This window comes from Niastella caeni (assembly GCF_004834005.1).
Lineage (GTDB): Bacteria > Bacteroidota > Bacteroidia > Chitinophagales > Chitinophagaceae > Niastella > Niastella caeni.
This window is the reverse complement of sequence record NZ_STFF01000003.1, coordinates 384260-403126: the sequence shown is the minus strand read 5'-3', so window position 1 is coordinate 403126 and position 18867 is coordinate 384260. Positions and strand designations below refer to the sequence as shown.

The following is an 18867-nucleotide window of genomic DNA, read 5'->3' as shown; positions in this document are numbered from 1 at the left end:
AATATTGAACCTGCCTGCCGGCAGGCAGGTGTTGAAGTAAGAAAAGTGTGGCGCATTTAATAATAGTATGAAACTTTAAATATGAAAAGGATCTTCTTATTGGTAATAATGGGTTGTACGTTGGTAAGTATACCTGCGTCTGCATCAGATACCACGAGTGCGGTAAAACAGTTGATGCTGAAAGTACAACAGTCGTACAAGTCGGCGGCTTACTTAAGCTTTCATGTGTTGTACCGGTATGCCAATAAAAACCAGCCGGATAAATACATTGATACCATGTCGGGTGAAGTGGCATTGGATAAGAACCGGATGCGGTTTTCCCTGCAAGACGTGGAAACCATTACGAACGATAAGTATACCATACAGGTAATGAAAGATGAAAAGCTCATCTACCTGTCAACGCCCCGGTCAGCACAGGTAACAGATCCGGTAGCTATACTCGATTCCCTACTGGCGAAATTAAATGGAGTAAGTGTGCAGGTAACCCATAAAAAAGACATCGCTACGTTGAATGTCAATTTCCCGCCCGGACAGACCTATAAAAATATTACGATGGTCATTAATGAATCAACGGGGTATTTTCAAAAGGTTGTGTATGAGCTGTCCACAGAAGGGCTGGTAGAAAAAGATCAACTGATGGAGCAGGGCAATAACGGCGAATACCAGTCTGAAGGACGCATAGAGATCGTATTCAGCCAATACCGGAAGGGACAATTTACCGATGCTTTGTTTAACGAAGCCCGGTATTTTACCCGGCTTGGCCAGGGGAAATATGAACCATCGGAACAATATAAAGACTACCAGATCTTTTTAGCATCACCAAAACTGTAACCTTTTCCAACGTTCTAAACCAGTACCGTAACCTTTTTCAGGTAATAAGAATTTGAGAAAGGATAAAATAAGATTCAAATGCAGACCCATTCCTTTTACCGCATATTACTACTGATCGGCTTTGTTTGTACCGCGGCTATGGCACGTGCTGGCGACGGCGGCGGCGTTGTGGCAAAGGCTATCCTCGATGGCAGCAAGAACCAGGTACGTGCAGATTCTTCCCGGACGGTAGAAGACTCGGCATTCTTTAATGCCGGCTCTATTGGCAACCTCGATACGGGATATTCGGTGCAGAATGTTGTTACGCTGAAAATAAATGAGGCATCGCCCAGGTATTTGCGAACAGCTTTTGCCGTTACAGTGCAGTTGCGGATCATTTACAGCAATGGGTCTGCAGTAGATTCAATAGATAAACCATTTACCATTAACTATGATTCGGCGCACAGCTATAATGCGCGCAGCAGCTTTGTGTTCTATGGCGGAAGGCGGGTAACGGTAAAGGTATTGTCGGTAGATTCAGGCAGCGCCACCTGGGATGTAACTTCGGTGCTATTGATCGAAAACCAGCTAACGGCCAAGCCCAAATATATTTTTTCCTGTACCAATACGGTTACCAATATTACGGTAAGTCCGTCAACTGATCCCAAGGCTGATGAATTGCCGGTAACCTGGACAGTTATACGAGGCGCCGATCAGTATGACCTGGAATGGACGTACATCGATTCCACCGCATTGGCTAATAATAAATATGGCAATCCGTTAAACCCGGCGCGGGTATTTTATAACAATGCTACCCGGGTAACTACAACCGGTAACGCCTATAATATCCCGCTTATTTATGATAACACTGGTACGCTCTTCATCAGGGTGCGACCGGTGCAGGTTGGAAAAGCCAGTTCGGTATTGGCCGCCATCTGGAGTACTGAGGCTACTCCGGCCGTTATGGGGCAATACCAGTTTACCGGCCATGAACGTTCGCTGAACTGGCAATCGAACATCAGCTTTGCCGAAGAAGGAAAACGAAAAGTAGTGGTGCAGTATTTCGACGGCAGCCTGCGCACCCGCCAAACCGTTACCAAAGACAATACTACCAATAACACGATCGTTGCAGAAACGTATTACGATTACCAGGGACGGCCAGCCATACAGGTAATGCCGGCCCCTTCGCCGAAAAACGTTATTCAATACGCCGCCGGTTTTAATGTTGGGATCAATAGTGCGGAATACAGCCAGCGTAATTTCGATACGCTCATCAGTGCCGACCAGTATTGTGAAGCGCATGCCGATGAAATGAGTACCGACTCGGGCGCCAGCCGGTATTATTCTCCCAACAACCCTAACAAGACCATTGGAATGAACCAGTTCATTCCCGATGCACAGAAATATCCCTTTACTGAAACAGAATATACCCAGGATAATACCGGCCGGATCAGCCGGCAGAGTGGCGTAGGCCCCGATCATCGCCTGGGAAGCGGCCATGAGACCAAGTATTATTATGGCACGCCCGACCAGCGGGAACTGGATGCCTTGTTTGGGACTAATGTGGGTGATGCCTCGCACTATTTTAAGAACATGGTGCGGGACGCCAACGGGCAATATAGTGTAAGCTATGTAGATATGCATGGCCGTACCATCGCCACCGCATTGGCAGGAAATGCGCCGGAAAAAATGGCGGCTTTGTCGTCGAATGTTCCAGGCTATATTATTGAAGATCTGGCTGGTGCAGGTACCCGGTACCTGGATAACCGGAGCATGATAAACCAGAAGTCGTTATTGGTGCCTGCCATCGGGAACTATACGTTTAAATATAGTTTAGATCCCGCTTCGCTGATAGAAAAAAATTGCGATACGCAGGATGTGTGCTATTCCTGCCTGTACGACCTGCAGATAACGATCACAGATAACTGTAATAACCAGTTGTTGCCGGGCAAAAAAGCCTTTGATACGGTGCTGCATAATTTTTCCCTGAATGCTATTGCGCCTGACTGCACCCCTTCGCCTATGAACCTGACGTTTACGTTGGTGCTGCCCGAGGGAAGCTACCAGGTTACCAAGAAGTTGACGATAAGCCAGGATGCTTATGGGTATTACCGCGATAGCATTTACCTGCCGAATAATACCTGCAGGTCTTTGCAGAATTTCATCAATGAGCAACGCACCCTTATTGCCGAATCCAATGATGATTGTGTGCCTGATTGCCAAACCTGCCGCACGAATGTGGGCACGCTGGAACAATTCAGGAGTAATTTTATAGAACAGGCAGGTATACCACCGGCCGAAGAAGCGGCCTATACCACACAAATAGCCGAAGCCTATAAAAATGCCGTAGAAGCCTGTAATACGTTGTGCGGCGATAGTGCATCGGTAGACAATGATGTTCGTGCAGCTATGTTGCAGGACCTAACCCCGCCTTATGGACAATATGCAGATACAACAAAAGAAGCGATCGGGGACAAATATTCAGTTTTTTATATTGATCCTAAGGATACGCTTACTTATGTGCCGGTATTCAGACTGCAGGACGTGAACTACCTGGATGCAAACGGCCAGCCCGACAAAGTGTATGATATGCAAAGTGACCTGATGGTGGATCCGGGCACGTTAAACATGGTGGAGTTTGCTCAAAACTTCCGCACCACCTGGGCAGAAGCATTATTGCCTTATCACCCCGAGTATTGCAAACTCAAAATGCTGGAATCATTAAAGGCAAGCAATGTGTGGGACCGAAAAATGGAAGCAACAGAAAATTTCCAGGATGCCCGGGCTGCGGGGTATTTGAATCCTACCGGTAATTCAGGCTATCCATACCAGATCAATACAGGTAATATTGACCCCTTAATTACATTATATCCGGCGAAAAAGGCAGCGCTCGAAAAGAAGTTGACTGAATACATGACCCTGAAAAAAGGGGCCATATCGAGGTTGGTGAATATGTGGAGCATGGCCAATATTATAACGAAATGTGATGATGCAAATACAGCATGCGTTGATTATTACAATACGAACCAAACACGCAATTTCGATACTACCTGGTGCGATGGCGACCTGGACAGGGCCTGGCAAAATTTCAGGCAATTGTATCTTTCAGCCAAGCAGGAGATCATCAATCAACTGGTGAATACGCCTGTTAATTGCACAACGGCTAACCCGGCTTATAATAAAATACCTACCCGTGCGGAACTGGTAAAAGCAGGGTACGAGCCACATTTTAATGAGGATTATAAAACCGTGATCAGTGAGAACGGCCTTGATTATGCCAATAATCCAGATCAGGCTACCCAGGCATCAACGGCTGCACAGCAGCAACTAAACGAGTTTTACGAAAATAACAGTAAAGCAATGGCTGCAAAATGGGCAGCCGAGTTATCGCCCTGTTCTTATACCGATGCCGCTTTACGTGATACCATTTTGCCCCTGTTGCAGGGACTCTGCCGTAAGGCCAGCGATATAGACCATCCTTTTGGGGCAAGTACCCTGCCTGCGGGTATTGACTACCAGGGCTATCATAGTTTCCAGGAGATCATTGCAGCCTACAATAACGCGCACAATATTACCAATGGACTGGATTGTAATGCCGAATTGATCACCGCGCCCGCGCCTTACGACAAGCAACCTGTTTATTCGGATAAGCCGGTGATCAGCAAACCAGGCGATTGTGAGTGCAGGCTTATTAATGAGCACTTTGCAAAATATATGGCTGGCAGGGTGCTGCGGGGAGATGCATCGTTTGCAGACTATATGCAAAGAACGCAGGGGGTTACCATGAGCAATGCTGATCTGAATGCATTGCGCCAATTGTGTAACAATGCGCCGGTTTCAGGAGAAGCAGGTGTTTCATGTTCTTATTTAAGCAAGCCCATTTACCTGCCACCTGCTTTGCAGTGTAATACGGGAGAAGTGTGCTCCTCATGCACGGTGGTCAATGGCTTGTACAATAATTATAAACAGCAATATCCCATTGATACGCCGCTGCTGGCCGATGCAGATGATACGGTACAAACAAAACGAAATATTCTCTTCCAGAATTACATGAATAACCGCCTGGGTTATTCGCTGCAAGCCTGGGAGTACTTGCAGTTCCTGAAGCAATGCGCCGATTCTGCCGGTAGTATCACCGAGGTAACAAAGTGCGTTGACCAGCATATCGGTAATATGTTTATGGCAGCAGTGCCTGGCAAACTGGAAGACGTGCAGGCTACACCGGATCATGGATTTATTATGGCCGGAAAAACAGGGTCGAATGCAGTATTAATAAAAAAAGACAGTACCGGCGCCATACAGTGGTCGAAACAATATGATGGCAGCAATGAAGATTACTTTAAAAGAGTAAGACGTACATCAGATAACGGCTACATCGCCATTGGAACGACGAAATCGGGCCACTACGCCACAGGCGCCATCATGGTGGTGAAAACAGATGCAGGCGGTAGCGTTACCTGGAAAAAGGCGATTGGGTTTGGAACGCCGTTGGGCGAACGCGGCTATGATATCATTGAAACATCCGGCGGCGGTTATGCAGCGCTGGGATTGTATAACCAGCATACCGGCCATGGAGAATTTGTGTTGACCAGCTTGCAAAGTGATGGAACTATTAACTGGACGCACCGTTTTGGCACCAGCCGTTTGCAAAACAACAGTTACGAGTGTTATACCCCTGGCGCCGATACGGTTACCTATGATGGATCACCTTCTTATGGATTGCTGCAACAGGAAGATACCTTATTAGTTACCGGCGCCGCCTATGACCTGAATATGGGCGGGAGATATTATGGCGCGGTATACCGGATAGATAAGAACGATGGAAGCTTGTTGGGATCATGGCATTATGCCGATAGCACCAGCGATACCAAGAGTGTTTGGTTCAGGGACATATATGCAACAGAGAACGGGTACCTGGTGCTGGCCAATAATGCGGAGAAACTGGGAACAACCAATGCACAGGTGGCTGTGGTGAACCTGACAAAAGCAGGGGAGGTAGTATCGTACAAGCGTTTCAATGTGCCTGCCGGCAGCAGTAAAATGGTAACATCCGCTGTATTTCCTACAACTGACGGCGGTTACATAGTGGCGCAAACCGGGAATAATGGAGCGCATATTGTATGGCAACGGATGGATGCAGCCGGATCGTTACTATGGGCGACAGAAACGGCATTGCCAGGTACACAAACTGTTGGCCGCATTTTACAAAACAATGATACCAGTTTTACCGTAGCAGGCGATAATAACAGCCAGTTGCTGGTGATGGTGATGAACCCCAGCCATGGCTGTTACGACAATGCAGTGACCCTGGGAACAACCGATCCAACATTGGGGCGTATAGGCTGGTCGTCGGAAAGCAGTCAGTTCGTATCACCGGTTTATACAGACGTTACATTATCCGGGTTGGCATTAACATTGACAAAAGATTCAAGCATAGCATGCCCGGGCAATGGCAATTGTTATAATATTTACGATGGCCCGGTATTGTGCGGCAAGTCACAGCCCGTGTTGCCACCTGTAATGGAGGATTATGCCGGCGCCTGTTCAGACAGTACCTTCTTTGCTGTTAGTAAGGGAACAGAGCTGCATAAAGTATACCTCGATTCATTGACCGGCGCATTTGAAAGGAACTATATAGAAAAGTGTTTGAGAGCTTACCAGTATGAATCATTTACTGTAACGCATACAAAGAATGAATATCATTATACTTTGTATTATTACGACCAGGCAGGAAACCTGGTGCAAACCGTACCACCAGCCGGGGTGCATGAAATAACCGATTCGGTGGAATTAGACCAGGTAAAGGCCGCCCGCGCCGCGGGAACAGAATTGGTGCCGGCCCATACGCTGGTAACCGATTACCGGTACAATACGCTGAACCAGGTAGTAGCGCAGCATACACCTGACGGCGGTACCAGCAATTTCTGGTACGACCGGTTGGGGAGATTAAGTGTGTCGCAGAATGCGAAGCAAAAGGACAGCACCCAATATAGCTATACCCAATATGATGTTTTAGGGAGAATTACCGAAGTGGGACAGCTTACAAGCAGTACAGCCATTACGGATACTATCAGCCGCGGTCAGTCAACATTGGCGCAATGGTTAACCAATGCGGCGTCTACCGTAGAGCAGGTAACTAAGACAACTTACGATGTTGAATACACTCCGATACAACCAGTGCTGACAGCCCGAAATCTGCGTAACCGGGTATCGTGGACGGCATTGTTCAATACTGCGACCGATCTGGCTGGTAATAACTTTGCTACAGCATCATTTTACACTTATGACATTTTGGGCAATGTAGATACGTTGTTGCAGGATTACAAGCGGGGAGCTATGGCTGATAACAGCAACCGCTTTAAGAAAATTGCCTACGACTTTGACCTGGTAAGCGGCAAGGTAAACCAGGTAAGTTATCAACCGGGGCAGCCGGATGCATTCTATCACCGGTATGTGTATGATGCAGAGAACCGAATTACGCATGTGCTTACCAGTGCCGACAGCATCAATTGGGATAATGATGCCTTCTACCAGTATTATGATCACGGACCATTGGCCCGCACTATTATAGGCGAGCAGCAGGTACAAGGGGTTAATTACGCCTATAACCTGCAGGGCTGGATGAAGTCGATGAACCCGGATGTATACAACGGAAGCGGATATACCCTAAAAGCCGATGGCAGCACGGGTAGTGTAGTAGGAAAGCCGGCATATAATGTAATGTTGAACTACTTCAATGGGGATTACAAGTCCATTAGCGGTGCCACACCACAGGATGCATCGGTGAATACGACATTGGGTAGTGAATATCGCCCGCTGTATAATGGTAATATCAGCAGCATGGCGGTGAATATTGAGAAGCTCAATAATCCATTGTTGTATAATTACCAATATGATCAATTGAATCGTTTGGTAGCAATGGATGCCTGGCACAAGACGGGCAGTGCATGGAGTAACATTACCAAATTAAGCGATTTTCAAGAGCGAGTGAGTTATGATGCCAATGGAAACATCTTGGGTTACAAGCGGAATGGAAACAACAACTTTGCCAGCAAACCGCTGGGTATGGATAGCCTGACCTACAAATATGTGATGGGAACCAACAGGCTCGATCATGTGAAGGATAGTGTGTCAGCCGCCAACTACGATGTGGATATCGACAACCAGATTGCCGGCAACTATGCGTACGATTCCATAGGTAATTTAATAAAAGACAATGCGGAAGGTATCACCAGCATCAGTTGGACGGTATATGGAAAGATCAGCCGGATTATTAAAAGCGATGGTACCAATATATCGTATACGTACGATGCCGGTGGTAATCGTATCAGCAAAGCGGTTATTAAAACATCACCAGCTTCAGCCGATACCACCTGGTATGTACGGGATGCGCAAGGAAATGTGATGAGCGTATATGCATCGGGTAATGATTCCCTAAATGATGGTCACCTGACTCAAACCGAGCTGCATTTGTATGGCAGCAGCCGGGTAGGTTTGTTGAGACGTGTTGTTGACGTGGCCATTGATTATAATCCGGCCGATACATCGATGCCGTTGCTGGGTACAGGGTATAGTCTTATCTTTGGTAGAGGTAACAAGCTCTTTGAACTGAGTAACCATTTAGGCAATGTTCTTGCCACCATATCGGATAGAAAATTTGGCGTACCTTCCGGCAGCAGTTCTTTGATAGATCACTATGAGCCGCATATAGTGACAGCCCAGGATTACTATCCGTTTGGAATGCTTTCTCGTGTTGCGCTTCCTAATAGTAATGTACCTTATAAGTTTGGATTTAATGGACAGGAGATGAACAATGAAGTGAAAGGGCTGGGAAATAGTTATACAGCACAGTTTTGGGAGTATGATTCGAGGATTGGAAGGAGGTGGAACGTGGATCCTAAAATAAAACATTATGAAAGCTCATATTCTGCATTTGCAAATAATCCTGTATGGATTAAGGATCCTAATGGGGCTGATTCGATTTTTTACAATAAAGATGGGACTGAGAATAGACGTTTTAAGATGAAGGGTGATCATACCTACTGGCTGCAGCATGAGAAGGGTAATATATTAATCGGAGGACAAACGTATTTTCAAGGCAATTCTTATTATTCTTTTTTTGGAGATGCGGACAGATTTGATGCACCGACACTCTTTGAAAACGTTGATAAGGAGACTCTTCCAGATTCTAAGTTAGAAACGATTGATGCTCTTGTAAAGCAAATTTACAAGGGGGAGTCGTATTTTGAAGTTTTCTTTGGTGTAGATAAGCATGTTGCAAAAGGGAAGTTTGACTACAAGAATGGAAAAATTTTTAATAAGAATTGGCAGAATCAAAACGTAGAACCAAGTAATCTATATACAGCATACCTTATAGATGGTAAGCTTTATAACCGAAACGAGGCAGGCTTATTATTGTGGGGTGCGACAATAGGAAAGACAAGTGTTGGATATACTGGGGTGTATTTAGATAATAAAATAGCCCATAAGGCTACAGAAGGAAACGATGATGAACTTAATGAGATGAACTCTTGGAGAAAAGGAATGTTGATAATGCAGAAAGCTAAGAATGTAGAAAAATACACAAACACGTTTATGTATGGTGTTTTTGGGATACACTATGATTATAAGACGAATGGCGTTGATCCCACAAATCCGGCTTCCTCTTCAGATTTGAAAATTAATTATAAAAAATACAAGTTTAAATAAGATGTTTAAAAGACTGTTTTTTTATCTGTTTCTGTTAATAATTTTGGGGTGTAAATCAGGCAGAAGTAAAGGCTTGCTGATCAAAGATGATTTCTTTAAGCATAAGAAATTGTTTGCTGATATTCAAAAACAGGCTTGTAAGATAAGTGCTGAAGATAGTATTAAATCGATTATGAAAGAGAATGAATTAGGTATAAATAAAGGCCGGTTTTGGATTAATTTTAGTTCAGATAGCAGCTTGTTGTATGATTCAATTCAAAATATAAATCTGGTAAAAAAAAACAGAGTAAAGCCACTTTTAAGTTTTTTGGAATCTCGTGATATTGATTATTTGAGTTGCACTGATTCTGTTTTTGTATTGGGATATTTTGATATAAGTGCTAGGTCTGAGATTTATTTATACTACACTCATAAAATTGATAGTATATATGATGGAAATCCTGGAGTTTTAAATATATCGGAATTGTTGGTAAGTAAAGATGAGGATGAATGGGCTGAGAAGCTGGATGCTAGTTGGTATTTGGTGTCGGTGAAAAAAAATTTATAAGATCGTTATGGGTAATGTTTTGCAACCCCAAAAAACTTTACATAATAAGGCGCCGTGCAACTTCCATGAACTTTACACAATAAAGCGTTCGGATATCCGAACAGTATTAATAATAGAGAGCTGTCCATCCAACGGTTAACAAGTACGGCTAAAAGCAAGGGAAATAAAGTCGGGGGGGTATCAATTTTTATAAAATCAAGTGTTGTTTATCAGAAAACTGACGCCAGCGGCCAATGTAGAAACCTGGCATCGGAGCTTGTTTTTGCAATGTTGCACAAAATGGTTTGTGTAATTGAAATGAGTTTATTCCTAATGCCGATTGCATAAGTTGTGATAAAGCGTTTATTGCGATGATCCTGATCAGTGCTTTGTTGATCTGTATTAGTTTCTTGTTGTTGGAAACCTGCCTGAGTGTTTGAAATAATTGCTGGTTCTGACAGAACCAGTCATAACCAAAATAAGTTGATTTGCCTATGTGTTTCCAGTCGAGCCTTGTTAACCGGGGAGTGTATTGCAATACATCAGCAGGCAGGCATTTCAGATAAAAGGCTACGGTATAATGGCAGGGTGATAGGATGTTTTCATGAGGTAGAAATGCGGTGTAAAGTTACCGAACCCTTCATGATGCAGGCGAAAAAGTATAACAATGTGTGAATTCAATGCTACCTCGATGATACCTCTTTAGGTCCTCTTTGGGTCCTCTTTGCCTCCTCGGATTCCGAGGAGGCAAAGAGGTGGAACAGAGGAGGAGCCGAGGAGGCAAAGAGGAGGCTGTGTTTTTCATCACACGTTTTGAACTGTTCGTCACACCATTTATCGAACACCGTCCCAAAAAAAAGATGTTTTCGAGGAGAAAATGCTATTCATCACACCACTTTCCGAAGGCCGTCACATCTAAAACAAAACACCATCACATTTTTGAAAAAACGGCGTGGTGGCTGGTATACATTTGTGTTATCAATCACTGCCAGTGGCATTTTCGCTCAGAGCTATCGGGAAGATTAAAAAATAGATCAAAGCTCTTTGACATAATAAGTTGATTAGAATTACCGAACGTACAAGAGTGCGACGCAACCGGAGCTAAATAGTATTACAAAAGTTGAGTACAATAAGTAAGGCGCTCCTCTTTAGGGCCGGGGTATCGTTAATACGGTGTATGACCTTCCTTATACCGGCTTTGAAGGTATAGGGGATCAGCGGTTGGTGATAAGCCAGAAGAATTTGCACAACCGCGTGAGCTATACTACAATTACCGATACCGGCACAACCAATATGTATAATCAGGGGACATTTTACACCTATGATATATCCTGGGTAATGTAGAACACCTGTTGCAGGATTATGGCGGCAGCAGTTTTGCCACTTCTGGCAATGTGATGAACAAGGATGAGAGCCGGTGGAAGAAGGTCAGCTATCAATACGACCTGATCAGCGGGAAAGTGAATATGGTGAAATACCAGCATAGCTTTGACAGCCTTTCCCGCATGAATGAAAGTCTGAAAGAACGAATAGCGTACGATGGTAATGGAAATATCCTGAAGTACCTACGCCGGCAACTATGTTTACGATTCCATAGGCAATTTAATAAAAGACAATGCGGAAGGTATCACCAGCATCAGTTGGACAGTATATGGAAAGATTAACCGGATTATTAAAAGCGATGGCACCAATATATCGTATACGTACGATGCCGGTGGTAATCGTATCAGCAAAGCGATTGTTAAAACATCACCAGCTTCAGCCGATACTACCTGGTATGTACGGGATGCGCAGGGTAATGTGATGAGCGTTTATGCATCGGGTAATGATTCCCTAAATGAAGGCCATTTAACGCAAACTGAGTTGCATTTATACGGCAGCAGCCGGGTAGGTTTGTTGAGACGTGGCGTTGATGTGGCCATTGATTATAATCCGGCCGATACTTCTATGCCGTTGCTGGGTACAGGGTATAGTCTTACCTTTGGTAGAGGTAACAAGCTCTTTGAACTGAGTAACCATTTAGGGAACGTACTGGTAACCCTGAACGATAAAAAACTGGGGGTATCTTCAAACAATAATACGGTTGATTATTTCAACTCACAGATCGTAAGTGCGCAGGATTATTATCCTTTTGGGATGTTGCAGCCGGGAAGGGTATTTAATACGAGTGGGTATAGGTATGGGTTTAATGGGAAAGAGAATGATAATGAGGTGAAGGGAGAGGGTAATCAGCAGGATTATGGGATGAGGTTTTACGATCCGAGGTTGGGGAAGTTTTTGAGTGTGGATCCGTTGGCTAGTAATTTTCCTCATATCACTCCATATGCTGCTATGAATAACAATCCTTTGTTTTATGTCGACCCAACAGGGGCCGCAGCTGAAGATTGGGTAAAACACGATGGTAAAATGGAATATGATAGCAGAGTAACAGATCAAAAAAGTGCAGAGAGGATCTATGGTGGTAATGCAAAGTGGATTGATCCCAATAGCAAAGATGCTACTTATAAAGCTTCAACTGGAGAGACGATAACCTTAATGGAAGGTGGTTACTTTACAAGTAACGGAGTCCTTAAAAAATCTCGTGATCAAGCTCCAGGAGCTCCTAGCACAGCTTTCGTAGTTTCTTCTTTTTTAGTTGGGCAAGGTGATTTTGCAATGGGACAAATCGATAATGGTTTTGATCATGTTAATTACAAATCGACAACAGGAAAATTAATGCGAATCAGGCGAGCCGATGGTAGCTTCAGGTCGCCTAGAGCTTGAACGTTTGGATTGTATTCTTCTGGAATTAAAGGGACGGCATTTAGTTTGTCCGTCGCAAGTAATGTTTTTACAGCGGTTCAGGTTCATGACCAATATATGAAAGGAGGGGTTAAGAATATTAATCCCGTTGATGCGACTAGCTTGACTTTAGGAACAACTGGGGTGGTTGTAAATGGATTGGGTTTGCTAGGTTATGAAGGAGGCGCGGCATTATCAACTATAGGAAGGTTTGCTGGTTTTGGAGGATTGGCTATTACAGCTTACCAAAGCTGGTCAATGATATATCAACCAATATTTGACTTAGATAGATATTACCGTCCTACTACAGGGGACACAGAGGCTGATCAATTATTGGGATCTGAAAATGATAAAGGTATATATAATTGGACTGACTATTTTGATCAATAACACTTATGTTTGACAAAGATGTAATGTGTTTTTTTAGGAATTAATGTAATGTTATGATAGGATTATATTATAAAATTTGGGTTGATTGCATCACAAAAGGGAAGCAGAAACCTGGCAATGAATCAAAATGGCCAATTATTAGTATGATATGTATGTCTCTCTCTATGGCTTTTAATTTCCTTTTATTTATGACCATATTGGAGAGACATATATTAGGTAATTACTTTTATAAGTTTGATTTTCCATTTTTGAACAGCTATATAAATAACGTTTTGTCTTATCTGATCCTATTTATATTGCCTTGTGTGGTTGTAAATTATTTATTGATATTTCGTAATAGGAGGTATAAAAAGTTATTGAAAAAATATCCTTATTATAATGGTAAACTTTTTCTTGCCTATTTTTTAATGTCCATGTTTCTACCCATTTTGTTAATGTGGGGAGGTATTATTTATGTTTATTTAAGGAATTAAATACAACTTAATGAGAACGGAGATTAGAAGGATACCGTAGATAATTAATGTTCCCCCACGTTGCGTGTAAGCCTGCAGTGTGAATTAACCAAAGCGAGGCAGGTAGGGTGAAATTGGATTTGTATAAGTGAGGAATATAAATGCAACATGGATACTGCTAAATAATAAGATAATAAATTATCGATATGAGAGACTATTACATAAACATCCAATAATGGGATCGAGGTCTTTAATAATATCAAGACTACTTTAGTAAAAAAATAAGATAATCATAACGATAAGAATACTATTCTTTCTGGCAATGGTGTGTCTGGATAAGGCCCTGCGCGCACAACATCCCTTCATCTATCCCATCAAAGCCGATAGTGTAAAGATTACTAACACCTGCGATACGGCAGAACTCATCATTGAGAATCATACCCAGAACGTGCCTGGCTTATTGTATAAAAAAGGCAGGGAAGGACAAGGTTAGCAGAGGGTAAATGGATGATAGATTATATGGTATTGGTAGATGTCTAGGTTGTTGATTGCCTGGTACAGGGCAATAGGTTTGGATTAACAGTTAATATGGTATAATCGAAGCCCAAGAGGTTGGTAATAATAAAGTTCTTTGACATTAGAAAGCCGGGCAGATATACGGAAGCACAAGAGTGCGACGCAACCGGTGCATAATAGTAGCACAATAGCCGGGTACAAAAACAGGGAAACCGGCATGTATAGTATCGCTGAATTATTGAGAGACTGAACAATTCTTTGTTCTATAATTACCAATACGATCAATTGAATCGTTTGGTAGCAATGGATGCCTGGCACAAGACGGGCAGTGCATGGAGCAACATCACCAAGTTGACCGACTTCCAAGAGCGCATCAGTTACGATGCCAATGGAAACATCTTGGGGTACAAGCGGAATGGCAACAACAGCTTTGCCAGCAAACAACTGCTGCAAATAGTACAAATACAGGAGCAGCAAATGCAAATAAGTCAGGGGAAACTGTAACTATAACAAGAGTGCAAACTCAACATAAGTTATCTCAAAGAATTTCAGTAAGTAATAATGGAGATATCACCATAACAGGAAACACAAAATTATATATCACAATTGATGACCAAAATCATGTTAATTATTATTATAACAAAAAGGGAGGGTCGGAGGGAGGTGCTTCAGTTGTCTCATTTCAAGTGGCAAAGGAAGTTGCAGATGAAATTAGAAATATGGCTGTCCCGCAGGCTAAGGCTCAATCATATCCAAATAGACCAGAGATTTCAGACCCTACAAAATCAAAAGGCGCGTTTGGGTTACCTGCAAATTATATTGAAAAGTTAAGAAAGGGAGCAATAAAAGGAACTGGAAAAATCGAAACACCATTATGATTGATAAAATACAAGAAAACATTGATAACAGTTTTTTGCTTGGCTGTGTGAAGTATAAGAATAATTTATCATTTTATTTAATGCCAATAGCTTATTGGATATTAAATTATGCCCAATATGATCCTTATTATAATCCAGAAGATTGGAAAGATGGAATTGTGTTTAGGAATGACATTCTAAATGTTAATGATGAAAGCATAGGGTCGTTTATTGAAGCTATTCAGGATTATAAAATTGATTTAGATTCTATTGACATTAAGAAATATAATTTTAATGATATCTTTTATTTTTTTATAGATTTTCATTCAAAAACGTTCATTAGTTATTTTGATGACATAGAAATTGAAAAATACCTTCCAGATGAAAAATGGGTTGGGATATTTGATACTCCTTTAAAATATTTGCCACAAGAACTAAGCGTTTATTTTTTTTAACATGCCCTGCAACGTCTATGATCTTTGCACAATAAGGCGTTAGGATATTTAGTAATATAACAGAAGCACATAAACTAAAGTTGGTGGCTTTTTTCTTATAATCAATTTCAGGAGATCAACACATGGCTTCCTTTTTTTATTTCACCCCTAAACGCTTTTACATGACCATGGCAATAAACACAGAAAACCGGGAGTGTATCCCTGACAATATGATCAACTAAATTTTTGGCTTCTGGGTGGCTTTAAAATAGAAGGACTGGAAAGAATGTGTGTAACCCTCAAAGTAGAATACAAACAGGTAGCAGTACGGCAAAACCTTGATCTGTACAACAATGAAAGCCTGGATAAACTGGTAAGGCGCTGGTTGGAAAAACTGAAGCTCCTGGAAAAAGAAAAAGAACCGGTAAAGCAGTTAACTGAACTTGAAAGGAAGGAAGCTGAACAGTTTCTACATCAGCCTGATCTTTTACAACGAACCAATGTACTGATTGGGCAAAGTGGGGTAATAGGTGAAGAGAACAACAGGCTACTGATGTACCTTGTGTTTACCAGAAGGAAAAGGGAAGAACCATTGCATGTGATAAGCCGGGGTCCATCAGGGACAGGTCAAACACATTTACAATTAGGGGTAGGAGAACTAAGGCCACCTGAAGATGTAATAAAGACCACCAGCTTATAAGAAAACGCTTTTGTTATTGATGAATAAAGGGATGCCTTATGATAAGGCTCACAAAAGCATTAGAAATGGATATGCAGGAAGCTTTGGACGCCTCCGATGGAGAATTGAGTAAAGAAATTAATCGTAGATGAGATAATAATAAAAATCAATTTAAAATGAAGGAGAAAGATGAAGTTTATGTCGCGTTATTAATAATTAATTTAGGTGGTACATTTTCCAACTCTTATGGTATGTGTAGATTGCTTGATAGGAAATTTGATATTTATAATTGCGTTAGAGTTGTTAGTGATTTAATTAATGAAAGTTTAGTTGATTATGTTGAGAAGGATGGCGTTATTTATAAAACGGCTATTAATTTCAGAAGAGATCAAATAGTATAATAAATGAAGAAGTGTCTTAAATAAAATGATTGAATTAAATAAACAAAAAATAATAGTCAACAACTTTTAACAACCCGCAATCCCCAACCAAACAATATGAGAAAATTCTTATTCCTCCTTGTCCTCCTGTGCATTGAAAAATCTCTGCACGCCCAGCACCCCTTTATTTACTCCATCAAAGCCGATAGTGTAAAGATCACCAACACCTGCGATACGGCAGAGCTCATCATTGAGAATCATGCCCCGAACGTACCTGGCTTTTTGTATAATAAAGGAAGGGGAAGGACAAGGTTAGCAGAGGGTAAATGGATGATAGATTATATGGTATTGGAAGATGTTTAGGTTGTTGATTGCCTGGTACAGGGCAATAGGCTTGATTAACAGTTAATATGGTATAATCGAACCCCAAAAAGGTTGGTAATAATAAAGTTCTTTGACATTAGGAAGCCGCGCAGACATACGGAAGTACAAGAGTGCGACGCAACCGGTGCATAATAGTAGCACAATAGCCGGGTACAAAAACAGGGAAACCGGCATGTATAGTATTGCTGAATTATTGAGAGACTGAACAATTCTTTGTTCTATAATTACCAATACGATCAATTGAATCGTTTGGTAGCAATGGATGCCTGGCACAAGACGGGCAGTGCATGGAGCAACATCACCAAGTTGACCGACTTCCAAGAGCGCATCAGTTACGATGCCAATGGAAACATCTTGGGGTACAAGCGGAATGGCAACAACAGCTTTGCCAGCAAGCCGCTGGGCATGGATAGCCTGACCTACAAATATGTAATGGGAACCAACAGGCTCGATCATGTAAAAGATAGTGTGTCTGCCGCCAATTACGATGTGGATATTGACAACCAGACCGCCGGTAACTATGTTTACGATTCCATAGGCAATTTAATTAAAGACAATGCGGAAGGGATTACCAGCATCAGTTGGACAGTTTATGGAAAGATCAGCCGGATCATCAAAACAGATGGCACCAACATCTCGTATACATATGATGCCGGTGGAAACCGTATCAGCAAAGCGATAGTAAAAACATCACCAGCTTCAGCCGATACCACCTGGTATGTGTGGGATGCGCAAGGAAATGTGATGAGCGTTTATGCATCGGGTAATGATTCAGTAAACGATGGTCACCTGACCCAGACTGAGCTGCATATGTACGGCAGCAGCCGGGTTGGTTTGTTGAGACGTGGCGTTGACGTAGCCATTGATTATCATCCGGCCGACACTTCTATGCCGTTGCTGGGTACAGGGTATAGTCTTACCTTTGGCAGAGGTAACAAGCTCTTTGAACTGAGTAACCGTTTAGGGAACGTACTGGTAACCCTGAACGATAAAAAGCTGGGGGTATCTTCAAACAATAATACGGTTGATTATTTCAACCCACAGATGGCTCTAAGCTTAATGTCATTAGTGCCTGATGCCGACTTTGTTACAAAACCTTTGAAGTTTGCAGGTAAGTATGCCGATGAGGATGCTACCCTTGTTAAGCAATCTGGAATAATCCCTGGTAAAAGGGAAATTATGACAGTTACTAAAACAGGTCTTCGTACTGATGCATATAAGGTTGCATCGGCTGCGATTGGGGACTTAGGTGATGATGCTATTCCTTTAATGGGCAAATCCACTTCCAAGTATCCAGATGCAAATAAAATTGTAGTAGGCATGCAATCTGCAGATGGTAGTAGAGGATGGCGAATTGACTTTGATCCTGAAAAAGGTGCTCATTATAATTGGTTTAATAATAACACAGGAGAGAGGGGCGCAGTTTTCTTTGAAGGAACAGCAGATCAGGTTCACTATTTGAAACAGCAAATGACAAAAACATATTAAATGAGAAAATTTTGGTTATTGGAGAAGCATAAGCAAGAAATAGAATACACAGAGCTTGATAGTAAGGCTTTGCGATTTAAAATAGATGCTGACACAGAGTTTAAATTCAGAACATCAGATAATAACCCATACAACACTGTATTTGATTGGGATCGTATAAAGCCATCTTATAGCTTTTTCTTTGATTTTGACAATAATGAAGATATTATTAAGAAGAAATTAGATGAAAGCAAGTTGAAAAATTCATCTTTTGTTTACATTGAAACCTTGTCTGATATTCCAATAATAAGAACCAGAACTGAATACTTTATAGCAAACTGGATTGATTTTGTTAATGCTAACGCCGGACAAGGTTCTATTTGTATTACAGATGATTTTAAACTATTAATGGAGTTTACAGATGATTTTAAGTATTATTTGTTTAGCAACTTCATAATTACCCCATGATGGTCCCGCACTGA

General features: G+C 42.1%; 15 protein-coding genes. All 15 read left to right on the top strand.

What is annotated here, in order from left to right; all coding sequences use genetic code 11:
* Positions 1 to 81: 81 nt before the first annotated feature.
* The 15 genes from FAM09_RS12980 (at position 82) to FAM09_RS12915 (ending at position 18853) form a co-directional block, all read left to right on the top strand.
* Positions 82 to 831 carry a hypothetical protein gene (locus FAM09_RS12980; RefSeq protein WP_136577544.1) on the top strand — a complete coding sequence of 250 codons (750 nt, stop codon included), beginning with the start codon at positions 82 to 84 and terminating at the stop codon, positions 829 to 831.
* Positions 832 to 909: 78 nt separating this feature from the next.
* On the top strand, positions 910 to 9519 hold the full coding sequence (locus FAM09_RS12975; protein WP_136577543.1) for a DUF6443 domain-containing protein: 8610 nt from the start codon (positions 910 to 912) through the stop codon (positions 9517 to 9519).
* Position 9520: 1 nt separating this feature from the next.
* Positions 9521 to 10066, top strand: a complete 546-nt coding sequence (locus FAM09_RS12970; protein WP_136577542.1) for a hypothetical protein — start codon at positions 9521 to 9523, stop codon at positions 10064 to 10066.
* Between the two features lie 1331 nt (positions 10067 to 11397).
* Positions 11398 to 11709 carry a hypothetical protein gene (locus tag FAM09_RS12965; RefSeq protein WP_136577541.1) on the top strand — a complete coding sequence of 104 codons (312 nt, stop codon included), beginning with the start codon at positions 11398 to 11400 and terminating at the stop codon, positions 11707 to 11709.
* 139 nt (positions 11710 to 11848) lie between these two features.
* On the top strand, positions 11849 to 12808 hold the full coding sequence (locus tag FAM09_RS12960; protein WP_136577540.1) for an RHS repeat domain-containing protein: 960 nt from the start codon (positions 11849 to 11851) through the stop codon (positions 12806 to 12808).
* Positions 12809 to 12817: 9 nt separating this feature from the next.
* Positions 12818 to 13216, top strand: a complete 399-nt coding sequence (locus tag FAM09_RS12955) for a hypothetical protein (RefSeq protein ID WP_136577539.1) — start codon at positions 12818 to 12820, stop codon at positions 13214 to 13216.
* Between the two features lie 774 nt (positions 13217 to 13990).
* The gene (locus tag FAM09_RS30880; protein ID WP_166437108.1) at positions 13991 to 14161 is read left to right on the top strand and encodes a hypothetical protein; all 171 of its coding nucleotides are present in this window, start codon (positions 13991 to 13993) and stop codon (positions 14159 to 14161) included.
* Positions 14162 to 14469: 308 nt separating this feature from the next.
* Complete coding sequence (locus tag FAM09_RS12950; protein WP_166437124.1) at positions 14470 to 14688, top strand: hypothetical protein; 219 nt, start codon at positions 14470 to 14472, stop codon at positions 14686 to 14688.
* Positions 14689 to 14699: 11 nt separating this feature from the next.
* Entirely contained in the window at positions 14700 to 15062 is a 363-nt protein-coding gene (locus FAM09_RS12945; protein WP_136577537.1) for a hypothetical protein, read from the top strand.
* A complete protein-coding gene (locus tag FAM09_RS12940; RefSeq protein ID WP_136577536.1) occupies positions 15059 to 15496 on the top strand; it encodes a hypothetical protein in 438 nt (145 codons plus the stop codon). The genes FAM09_RS12945 and FAM09_RS12940 overlap by 4 nt, the downstream gene beginning before the upstream one ends.
* Before the next feature lie 265 nt (positions 15497 to 15761).
* On the top strand, positions 15762 to 16175 hold the full coding sequence (locus FAM09_RS12935; protein WP_136577535.1) for a hypothetical protein: 414 nt from the start codon (positions 15762 to 15764) through the stop codon (positions 16173 to 16175).
* Between the two features lie 155 nt (positions 16176 to 16330).
* On the top strand, positions 16331 to 16555 hold the full coding sequence (locus tag FAM09_RS12930) for a hypothetical protein (RefSeq protein WP_136577534.1): 225 nt from the start codon (positions 16331 to 16333) through the stop codon (positions 16553 to 16555).
* 96 nt (positions 16556 to 16651) lie between these two features.
* A complete protein-coding gene (locus FAM09_RS12925) occupies positions 16652 to 16897 on the top strand; it encodes a hypothetical protein (RefSeq protein WP_243751662.1) in 246 nt (81 codons plus the stop codon).
* 261 nt (positions 16898 to 17158) lie between these two features.
* Positions 17159 to 18406 carry a hypothetical protein gene (locus tag FAM09_RS12920; RefSeq protein WP_166437123.1) on the top strand — a complete coding sequence of 416 codons (1248 nt, stop codon included), beginning with the start codon at positions 17159 to 17161 and terminating at the stop codon, positions 18404 to 18406.
* Positions 18407 to 18853, top strand: coding sequence for a hypothetical protein (locus tag FAM09_RS12915; RefSeq protein ID WP_136577532.1), 447 nt, complete (start codon positions 18407 to 18409; stop codon positions 18851 to 18853).
* Positions 18854 to 18867: the final 14 nt, after the last annotated feature.